Origin of the sequence: Bacteroides sp. RTP31139st1_H2_RTP31139_211217, from assembly GCF_040227615.1 — a bacterium.
In the GTDB taxonomy this organism is placed as follows: domain Bacteria; phylum Bacteroidota; class Bacteroidia; order Bacteroidales; family Bacteroidaceae; genus Bacteroides; species Bacteroides uniformis.
In genome coordinates this window covers 1-9,876 of record NZ_JBCNZM010000170.1, presented here as the reverse complement: position 1 = coordinate 9,876, position 9,876 = coordinate 1, and the positions used below count along the sequence as shown (strand labels likewise).

Sequence of the window (9,876 nt, the reverse complement as noted above, 5' to 3'; positions counted from 1 at the left end):
TCGGGCATTTTCTCACTGTGGCGGGCATGTTGTGCCATTGCCATGCCACCCATCAGGAAGGCGGCCATCCATATCAGAACTATTCTTTTCATCATTTTTCTCTTTTTTTAATTAATACCTTATGTTAGTTATACCTATTGTGTTGCAACGTATCTATGACAAAAACAAAAGCGGGAAGTTTAACCGCAACTTCCCGCTTTAACATAATAAATGAGGTTGAAAAGAATATTAAGGTTCGTCCAGATACTGTACGATAAGACTCACCTGCTTCGGCATGAATGTCCGTGTCCTTACATTGTACCCGGTATGCGCCAAGGCTTCATACAGTTCGTGATTCCGTTTTATCCACCGCGTCAGGGTGCGGATGGCGCAACGTGCAGTAGCATTGGGGCAATAGAGGCATGCCAAATCTTTCTTTTTATAAGTCGTGATACGAAAGCCATTTTCTGTTTCCATAGCAGTTTGTCTGATTTTTAAATGATTGATGTAAAGATACGATATTCAAAAGGCGAAGTCAAGTATTTCAAGGAGAATATGAACCTTTTTCTGAGAAAGTTCATATTCTCCTTATTTACAGAATGTTTATCCTAACGGATTTTCTCCCTGGTCGCCATCGGAACCGCCGCCATCCGGATTTGGTTTGGAGCTACCCCCGCCAGAAACGGTGCCGTTGCCCGACCAATCCATCTTCTCTACGCTGGCGCGGGTCAGCATATCCTTAAAGTAGAAGCCCGGGGTGAAGATAATCTTGCGGCGATAAATCGTGCTTGCCTTTACATCTTCCAGCTTGTCCTGGCTCTTGGCGTTGATGCCGGGACGGAAACAGCCGAACTCACCCAGCTGTACCGAAAATCCCTTGTTGATATCCATATTCAAGGTGTCGATCAATCCGTCCAGCACCAACTTCACCACACCGCGAGGCGCCATGCCTATCTTGGAAACCTCGTCGCATAAATCCTTAAAACCTACCACACCCAAAGTTTTCATCTGCGCCACGTACTTTTCCGTTTTTGTCTCGTCAAAACCGAATACTCTCTTTTTTACTTCATAATTCAAAGCCATAGTTTTTTAATTTTAAATTGATTAATAAAAGTCGGTCTTGTTCGCTCGTCAGTCTGCAAAACCAGTTTCTTTGTGACCACGATGCAAAGATACAACGGGCAGAAAACGGGGTGGTGCTTTAACGGAGGTTTAAGGAGGTTTTCGTAGGATAAAAAAGGATATTGGAGAAAAAGAAAGGAACTGATAGACAATGACTAAGAAATTTTATTCCTTAATCATACATTGTTTTTATCCTTTACGGCATCTTTAATTGACAGCGTAAAAAAGTTCAAGTTCTTTTCTCTCTGAATTTGCGCTTGCAAACTCCAAACTCTTTTTTCCCAAAAATGGATAGTGGTAGTTTCGTGAGCCGACAGGACATAGGGCAATGCACCTTCCACATGAAATACATTGACCTTCATCTGTCTTTATGGGGTTCTCCGACGCAATGGCACGTGTCGGGCACTCTTCCTGAATAGGACGGCACGCCTACGACCAACAATTCATCGCGTCCCAATCTCAAACCGGGGGATTAAAACATTACTCGTAATGTCATGTTGGATATTATCGGCGTGCAGCTGCTTGACGATACCCTGCACGATGGCTTTGGTAGTAAATGTAGCACTGAAAAAAAACAGAATGGACTTTATGTATCTCCATAAATCTTAATTTATCCGATTAAATTTCTAATAACCGTAAATTTATTGGTATCCGTTCAAGGTCAGGCAGAAGAAGTCACTGTCATCATACGGATAATCGTATTCGATGGGGAGTTCTTCTTTCTCTATTTTCTTGGATCCGGCTTTCTCATAAAACAGATGTGCTCTGTCCGTATTCTTGGGGGTGTCGAGAATGATTTACCTCCAGCTTTTTCAATATGCGGGATAACAGCCCTTTATCCATATTGAGCTCACGGGATATGTCCTTTGCATTTCGATTCGGATGCAAATACACATCTTGAATTTTACCTCTTTCTGGCATACACCACACTCGGCCCCATCCCATGCCTCATCAGCATCCCCTCTTCTATAAACCTGTTCAAATCGACAACAGCCTGCTTATAACTACGTCCTGCCAGCCGTGCATACTGGGAGCGATTGATGCAGGGATACTGCTGCAAATACTCATCCAGCAACTGCCAGCGCTGCTCCACGCCCAACGCCTCATCGGCAGACGAAGCAGGCGCCGATGTCGATTGCGGACAACGCTCCAACTGCATCTTACCTTTCAAATCCTTATAGAACTCCCTGCCCAGACGGAAATTCAACCCGCGCAAAGCGATGGAGGCAGCACGAAGCTCTTTCTTGTCCGTCGCCTGGCGGGTACAACTCAAAGAGGGGGTGAAGTAACCCAGTTCGCCCAGCTCCACCGTCCAGCCATTGGCAAGGCAGTCGCGCAACTCATCCATAAAGCCTGCCATCGCTCCTTCCAGCAGGCTGCGGCTGAGACCGGTGAAAAGATGTACACGCTCTATAAATTCCTTGCGGTCGATGGTGCCCTTGGGGACAAAGCGGGCATAAAGGGATTGTTGCTCGCCGGTCTGGCGGACGTCGGGTTTCTCGAAAAGGTCGTAATACGCACTCATATATATTCTGTTTTTAAATGGTCCTGCAATTCCGTCATTTCTTCTTCCACGGCATTAAGGAGAAGAAATGCTATTCTTTAATCATTCCACCATGGAGAAAATATCATTCCACCACGGAAGAAAAATCGTTCCACCATGGTAGAACGATTTTTTCCACACGATGGAACGATTTAATAGTAGCATACAAATATACTAATCGAAAGGAGGAAAAACAAGAAAATTCCCATAAAAAACATATCTTTACGCTGGAAATGAAACATATAAAAAATACACACCAAACTCACTTTAGAGTCATGAAGAAAATATATCCCAAAAAATGGTTGGAACTGCATCCGTACAAGCAGACAAACAGCGTTGACCAGTACTACGTCGGCATTGCAAACGAAATCCACAAAAGACTTTACTCTTCAACGATAGCCGACGCCTTCGAAGAAGAGGAAAACATACGCTATACAAGCCTCTGCCTCGCCGCATGGTTTGAGGACGTCATCTCCCAGACCGGCATCTGGCAGGCATTCACTGCCGAGTGCCGGAAGCGATACGGAGCCTATCTGCCCTTCTACCCCATCAAAGGCGATTATTTTCCGGATGAAATCAATCTGGAGGACATACGCTTTCTGCTTTGGCACCATATACAATATCTGTGCCGGGGAATAAGCGCCATCAACCCCGAGAATCCCGGAATAGAGCAGACTGCACAAGAGATATACGGACTGCTTGCAGAGGAATACGAAACCGCTCCCGAAAATGAAAGGATGCAGGAATTTCTATACCACTCTGCCATGGGAGAAGAAGACTTCTTCCGCTACCGGGAGATACTGGATTGGTTTCACTACCAATGCTACTTCAACATCGAAAATGTCGCCCAATGCCGGGACGAAGCTGAACGGTTGCTGGATGATGAAAAGATTACTCCCGAAATGGCAGAGACCCTCATATATGCCACACGCACCTCACTGACGTTCAAAGGCCGCCGCAACCTGCTGTCGCTGACCTCACCGGAATGGCTGGCTCTCATCGGAAAAGCCCATCCCGAACATCAGCTTTGGGGCAAGGTGAAGGCACGGGAAAACAGTTGCTATCTGCTGGAGAAAGAAGACGATGAATTTCTGTACGTCAAAGATTTGTGCAGTGAGGACGAAGGCGAATTCAAGATAACCAAGAAGTCCTTGAACCTTTCGGCCATCCGTAGCCGAGAGGCAGGGAAAAGCACCCTTATCTGCGAACTGATTTATTTTGGCAACGCATGGTGGCAGTGCGGCATGCTTCTCGAAAACAAGTACGACCAGAAAATGGCGGAATATGTGGACGACTTGACGAAACAGAAAGAAAAGACGAATGAAAAGGCTACATTCCATGATTTCATAAAAGCATCCGGCGGGAAATCTTTTGTATTCTGCCAATCGCAAGAGGAAATCTCTGATTTTCTGCTGAACAAGATGGGATACGGCTTGAAAGAAGACCTGGACATACCACGCATACATACAGAAACCGGAGCCATGCTGATGGCCAACCCGCACACCGGCCTACATATCCAATTCAAGCTGTGCGAATGCATCAAATCTCCGGACAACCCCAATTATAATAAGGAGGAAGCAGAGAAAAACGCCATTATGTTCATCGTCAACCCAGACATTATCCCCTACCAATTGAGTTGCATCCTGCAAGACGAAGGCATGCTTCCGGATGCTTATCTGAACAGTTTGCAAAGAAAAGAATACGGGCAAGAGTTCATACGCAAGAATGCACACTTCCTGACTGATTATTTCCATTATCGGTGTCGGGAGAAAGACTTTGATTAGTTGAAAATGGGGGGTGAATACCACTTTTGACACATTTCCAACTACCAATTATCATAGTGCTTTCCAGAACTTCTGGAAATCCTTATACCGTCCGTAGCACACTAACTGGTCGCCGGCTTGTATCTGGTCATTTTCCGGCAGTTCGTTCAGTACATTGTGTTCCACATACGAGACGCCCAGGCAATTCTTCAAAGTCTCGGCACGTTTCAAGGCGAGCATCTTCAGGCCAAACTCCTTATCGAGATTCAATTCATTGGCATAATAGCCAATGAACTTGTCCGGAACGGTGAACTTGACTACATAATAATCCGGTGCCACGCGGAATGTCTCCATATCGGCACCGAATTCCAGCAACTGTACCAGTCCGCGTGCGGCATCCTCCTCGGGAGTAAGAATGCGTTCCAGCTCAAAAGCCTCGAGTACGGAACGGTGGACAGCGTCAATGGCGCGGGCATAGATATGCTGCACCTTCTTCTGCTTCAGCAAAGCCACTACACGGATGGATGCACCGAAATTCTCGCCGATGGCAACAATCACCACATCCACACTGTTCAGCGGCAATACGGACAAGGCCTGCTCGTCCGTAGCGTCGATGACAAAGGCTGTGGCAATCTTTTCCTTCAGACTATCCACCCGGCCGACGCTCACGTCCGCACCTATCACTTCGTGCCCCAGTGCAGAAAGCTCTTCTGCCAGCACGTGACCATAATTCCCTAAACCGATAATAATATACTTCATCTTATTTAATTGATTATAATCTGACCACTCGGATACTGATACTTCGTATGCTTCTTCTGCTTGATGATGCCAAGCATCAGCGTAATCAGTCCCACACGCCCCACAAACATCAGCAGTGCCACCAGTAGCTTGCTGTCGTCTCCCAACCGCGGGGTAAGGTTCAAACTAGACCCCACCGTGCTCAATGCCGACACACACTCGAAGGTAATGGCCAAAAGCGACGTACCCGGCTCCAGCATACTGATGATGAAAACAAACAGCAACAAGACGCCGAACGACATCACCACCGTGGCATTGGAACGACGGATGGAATCATGTGACAGCTCACGGCCAAACACCTCTACCCGTTCCGTGCCGCGCAACACAGCCACCAGATTCAGCACCACTACCGCAAAGGCATTTACCTTGATACCGCCTGCCGTAGACTGTGAACCGCCTCCCACCCACATCAGAAACAGATATATAAGCAATGTCTGTACCCCCAAGCCTGCCAAGTCCACACTGGTAAAGCCTGCCGTACGGGGACACGTGGCATTGAAAAACGCCTGCGTCCACTTGTCTGCCACCGACATGCCGGCGAAGGAGGCATTCCACTCAAAGACAGCAATGCCCACCGTGCCCAGTACCAGCAGCAGGAAGGTGACTATCAGTACAATCTTTGTATTCAGGTTGTACAGATGGTAAAAACGCTTGCCGTCCCAATGCCACGTACGCAGAAAGTGCCACAGACGACGCAGATGGTAAAGAATAATATCCTTGAAATTCACCAGTATGGGGAAACCGATACCCCCCAAAATAATCAGCAGAGATATATAGATGAAGAACGGATTGTGCCCCGTCATCACCAACGGATTACCCAGATTTCCGGGCAACGTGGAGAATCCCGCATTGCAGAAAGCGGAAATGGCATGAAAAGCGGAAAAGGCCAGCTCTTCTTGAAGGTCCATCCCCATCGTCCCGTGGATGTCTCCCCAGATAGCAAGCATCCCTATTCCTTCAATCACCAGCGTAAAGGCCAGAATATAGACCAGGGTGGAGAGCAAGGAATTCAAGGAATTGGAACTCACCATGTCGCGCACCACCAACTGATTGTACAACGAGGTATTACCCATGAAGAACATGGCAAAGAAGCTCGTCAGTGTCATCACTCCCAGACCGCCTATCTGAATCAGCAGAATGATTACCACAAAACCGGTCGGGGTAAAAGTGGACGCCACATCGACAGACGTCAGCCCCGTGACGCACACCGCACTGGTGGATATGAACAGCGAGTCGACCCACGATATGCCGTTCGTCGTGCAGCGCGGCAACATCAACAGCCCCGTGCCTATCATTATGATTATCAGGAAACTTGCAGCCAGAATAAGCGAAGGGTTCGTACGCCGCCCCAACAACCGTACCAGCCCGTTGGAAAGGCTGAAAAAGGAAAACACCAGCAGCAGGACAAGATGATAGGCCTTGCCATGCAGAAATTCCCAGAACTGCAAGATGGCGCCCTCCTCCTCCGGACGATGGAAAATGACCGGGATAAGGGTCAGATAGAGCAGAATGGTCAGTATCCAGGTGAGCTTACTGAAGGTGCGCCGGGTATCCTTGTATTCCAGCAAAATGCGAAGGGTGACATCTCCCAGAAAAACAATCCACACCCCATGGTACAAGCGTTGGAGCTGATGCGCCTCGACCTCTGAAATCGTAAAGCCATGCTCATAGACCACGCCGACAATCAGCAGGATGGAGGCCAAATAAGTGATGGAAGTCATTACTCCCACTGTCATCCGTACGTAAGGGTGAATCCATTTATTTTGATACAAAAGGAATTTATGATAAATCTTCATAAATGCATCGATTAATGAAACGCGGCAAACTTAGACAAATATACCTTGATATACAAAAAACAAAAGGAAAAAGAAATTGGTTCAAAAATAATAGCTACATTTGGGCATTGAATTATTAATAATTTTAACCACTATGAGCAACAAAAAGAAAAGATTCATTCTCCCGGAAGAGGAAATCCCACAGTACTGGTATAACATACAAGCCGATATGGTGAACAAGCCCATGCCACCGCTTCACCCCGGCACCAAGCAACCGCTGAAAGCAGAAGACTTGTATCCTATCTTTGCCGAGGAACTCTGCCGCCAGGAACTGAATCAGACCGACACGTGGATTGAAATCCCCGAAGAGGTCCGCGAAATGTACAAATACTACCGCAGCACTCCGCTGGTGCGCGCTTATGGATTGGAGAAAGCGCTCGGCACACCGGCACATATCTACTTCAAGAACGAGAGCGTCAGCCCGATGGGCTCGCACAAGCTGAACTCCGCCATCCCGCAGGCATACTATTGCAAGCAGGAGGGAGTGACTAACGTGACCACCGAAACCGGTGCCGGACAATGGGGAGCTTCCCTGGCATATGCCGCCCGCCTCTTCGGACTGGAAGCCGCTGTCTATCAGGTAAAAATCAGTTACGAGCAAAAGCCCTACCGCCGCAGCATCATGCAGACATTCGGTGCGCAGGTTACCCCGTCTCCCTCCATGTCTACCCGCGCCGGAAAAGATATACTGACCGCCCATCCCAACTATCAGGGCTCGCTGGGAACAGCCATTTCCGAAGCTATAGAGCTGGCACAGACCACTCCCAACTGCAAATATACCCTCGGCTCCGTATTGAGCCACGTGGCCCTGCACCAGACCGTCATCGGACTGGAAGCCGAAAAGCAGATGGAAATGGCGGGTGAATATCCCGACACCGTCATCGCCTGCTTCGGAGGAGGTTCCAACTTTGGCGGTATCGCCTTCCCCTTCATGCGCCACAACATCCTCGAAGGAAAGAAAACACGCTTTGTCGCCGCCGAACCTGCCTCATGTCCGAAGCTGACACGCGGCAAATTCCAATACGACTTCGGCGACGAGGCCGGATACACTCCGTTGCTGCCCATGTTTACACTGGGACACAACTTTGCCCCTGCCAATATCCATGCCGGCGGCCTACGCTATCACGGTGCAGGTGTCATCGTATCACAACTGCTGAAAGACGGTTATATGGAAGCGGTGGACATCAAGCAGCTCGAATCATTCGACGCCGGTTGTCTGTTTGCGCAAGCAGAGGGCATCATCCCCGCCCCCGAGTCCTGCCATGCCATTGCCGCCACCATCCGCGAAGCAAACAAATGCAAGGAAACGGGTGAAGAGAAGGTGATTCTGTTCAACCTTTCCGGTCACGGACTTATCGACATGGCATCCTACGACAAGTATTTGTCCGGCGATTTAGTGAATTACGAGCTGACGGATGCCGACATCCAGAAGAATCTGGACGAGATAGGCAATCTGGCTTAATAGATATTCGCCATACTGACAAGCGGTTCATAGAGTTTCTCTATGTCCTGCGAGTCCATCTCAATCTGTACCTGGTCCCCCGGAATCAAACGAGTTCCTGCGGGGACCAGATTTTTTCCATCCCGATGTACATTGATAATGACGCAACGCTCCGGCAGGAACAGTTCGTCCACCAGTTTCCCGTCCAGATAAGAATCCGTCATAATCTCCACTGAAAGCGTATAGCGTTTCTCTTCTTTAAAATCGGGAGCATGAATCATATCTTCATAGAGGGAGACGTTGGAAGGCTTCATTTGCAGAAGTTCCGTAAAATAGTAGGTCAACCCACCAACAACCACCGAAGGGTAAAAGACCTCAAAATGCCCCGTAATCTCCGTAATCAGCACAATGGCCGTGAGCGGTGTACGGACCACGGCCACCAGAAAAGCCGACATGGAAACAAGCATGATATAACTGACATTCTCTTGCCCGATGACACCGTACCTCACTCCTACCAGACCGACAATCTGTCCCAACAACCCTCCCGTAACCAGCGTCGGAATGAAACTGCCGCCCGGCAATCCGGAAGAGACAGAGAAAACGGAAAAGACGAAATGCAGCAACATGACAGCCGTCACCCACATAATCTGCGTACTGCCGTTCTGTGCCTGGGCCAGCAGAAACTGCTCCCCGCCTCCAGTCAGATTGACCTGCATCAGCGAAATGATGTAGGCCACCAGCACCAGATAGAACATCTTGACATACGCCGGAGAATTGACTTTGGCATACACATGCCTGAAAGCATTCATGGTGGAGGAGTAGAACTTCCCGCATACGGAGACAATCACCGCCAATATCAAGAAATACTTCATCTGGACAAAGAAGGCGAAAACCGGTTCCGTTACTTCTATCAGATGGTAAGGATTCACAGGAAAGACCATGCTTGCCACGGCTCCTGCCACAACACCCGCCAGCAAGGTAGTGATGGCCGTCTTAGGGGCATCGAAGCGTTCAATGGATTCTATTACAATGAGCGAGGAAGCCAGTGGCGCTGCAAAAGCCGCAGCGAGCCCCGCTCCCGCCCCGGCTGCCAGCAACTGTTTCTGTTCGCCTTTCAGGATATGAGTCCAGCGGGATACCAGGCTACCCACATAAGAGCCTATCTGCACGGAAGGCCCTTCGCGCCCCAAAGACAACCCCGCCGAGAAGGACAGAATGCCCCCTACAAACTTGGATACCATCTCGATGAAAGGATGCCGGTAAGTGATGCGCCCGTTAATCACGCCGCGTGTCTGCGGAATACCTCCCCCGCCGATAAGCGGCATTTTCCCCACGAGCCACATGACGAAGACGAGAATGCCCCAAGAAAACAGAAAGAGTGGAATGTGCCAGTAC

At 48.8% G+C, this 9,876-nt stretch carries 9 protein-coding genes; 2 read left to right on the top strand and 7 right to left on the bottom strand.

Annotation, left to right across the window (positions count from 1 at the left end; translation table 11 throughout):
- Positions 1–228: 228 nt before the first annotated feature.
- The 4 genes from ABUA47_RS20300 to ABUA47_RS20285 all read right to left on the bottom strand — a co-directional run bounded on the left by ABUA47_RS20300 (position 229) and on the right by ABUA47_RS20285 (position 2,626).
- On the bottom strand, positions 229–456 hold the full coding sequence (locus ABUA47_RS20300) for a DUF4248 domain-containing protein (RefSeq protein ID WP_005831704.1): 228 nt from the start codon (positions 454–456) through the stop codon (positions 229–231).
- A 126-nt stretch (positions 457–582) separates the two neighbouring features.
- Positions 583–1,062, bottom strand: a complete 480-nt coding sequence (locus tag ABUA47_RS20295) for an HU family DNA-binding protein (protein ID WP_009038158.1) — start codon at positions 1,060–1,062, stop codon at positions 583–585.
- Between the two features lie 246 nt (positions 1,063–1,308).
- Entirely contained in the window at positions 1,309–1,449 is a 141-nt protein-coding gene (locus ABUA47_RS20290; protein ID WP_349824525.1) for a hypothetical protein, read from the bottom strand.
- 556 nt (positions 1,450–2,005) lie between these two features.
- Positions 2,006–2,626: a DsbA family protein gene (locus tag ABUA47_RS20285; RefSeq protein WP_009038156.1), complete on the bottom strand. Its 621-nt coding sequence runs from the start codon at positions 2,624–2,626 to the stop codon at positions 2,006–2,008.
- Between the two features lie 293 nt (positions 2,627–2,919).
- Between ABUA47_RS20285 and ABUA47_RS20280 the strand changes: the two genes are divergently transcribed.
- Positions 2,920–4,428 carry a DUF3843 family protein gene (locus ABUA47_RS20280; protein ID WP_034526093.1) on the top strand — a complete coding sequence of 503 codons (1,509 nt, stop codon included), beginning with the start codon at positions 2,920–2,922 and terminating at the stop codon, positions 4,426–4,428.
- 51 nt (positions 4,429–4,479) lie between these two features.
- Here ABUA47_RS20280 and ABUA47_RS20275 read toward each other — a convergent pair whose 3' ends face one another.
- Both ABUA47_RS20275 and ABUA47_RS20270 read right to left on the bottom strand, forming a co-directional pair.
- Positions 4,480–5,166 (bottom strand): potassium channel family protein, encoded by a 687-nt coding sequence (locus ABUA47_RS20275; RefSeq protein WP_005831720.1) that lies wholly within the window; start codon positions 5,164–5,166, stop codon positions 4,480–4,482.
- 5 nt (positions 5,167–5,171) lie between these two features.
- Positions 5,172–7,001, bottom strand: a complete 1,830-nt coding sequence (locus ABUA47_RS20270) for a TrkH family potassium uptake protein (protein ID WP_349831952.1) — start codon at positions 6,999–7,001, stop codon at positions 5,172–5,174.
- Between the two features lie 133 nt (positions 7,002–7,134).
- Here ABUA47_RS20270 and ABUA47_RS20265 point away from each other — a divergent pair, with 133 nt between their 5' ends.
- A complete protein-coding gene (locus tag ABUA47_RS20265; RefSeq protein WP_005831725.1) occupies positions 7,135–8,502 on the top strand; it encodes a TrpB-like pyridoxal phosphate-dependent enzyme in 1,368 nt (455 codons plus the stop codon).
- Here the strand turns inward: ABUA47_RS20265 and ABUA47_RS20260 are convergent.
- The coding region (locus tag ABUA47_RS20260) for a chloride channel protein (protein WP_349831951.1) at positions 8,499–9,876 on the bottom strand (1,378 nt) is incomplete at its 5' end. The two genes, ABUA47_RS20265 and ABUA47_RS20260, sit on opposite strands and share 4 nt — an antisense overlap.

Bases quoted from the DNA above. Each gene is read 5' to 3' on its own strand.
- ABUA47_RS20300 (WP_005831704.1), bottom strand. From the start codon at position 456: ATGGAAACAGAAAATGGCTTTCGTATCACGACTTATAAAAAGAAAGAT.
- ABUA47_RS20295 (WP_009038158.1), bottom strand. From the start codon at position 1,062: ATGGCTTTGAATTATGAAGTAAAAAAGAGAGTATTCGGTTTTGACGAG.
- ABUA47_RS20285 (WP_009038156.1), bottom strand. From the start codon at position 2,626: ATGAGTGCGTATTACGACCTTTTCGAGAAACCCGACGTCCGCCAGACC.
- ABUA47_RS20280 (WP_034526093.1), top strand. From the start codon at position 2,920: ATGAAGAAAATATATCCCAAAAAATGGTTGGAACTGCATCCGTACAAG.
- ABUA47_RS20275 (WP_005831720.1), bottom strand. From the start codon at position 5,166: ATGAAGTATATTATTATCGGTTTAGGGAATTATGGTCACGTGCTGGCA.
- ABUA47_RS20270 (WP_349831952.1), bottom strand. From the start codon at position 7,001: ATGAAGATTTATCATAAATTCCTTTTGTATCAAAATAAATGGATTCAC.
- ABUA47_RS20265 (WP_005831725.1), top strand. From the start codon at position 7,135: ATGAGCAACAAAAAGAAAAGATTCATTCTCCCGGAAGAGGAAATCCCA.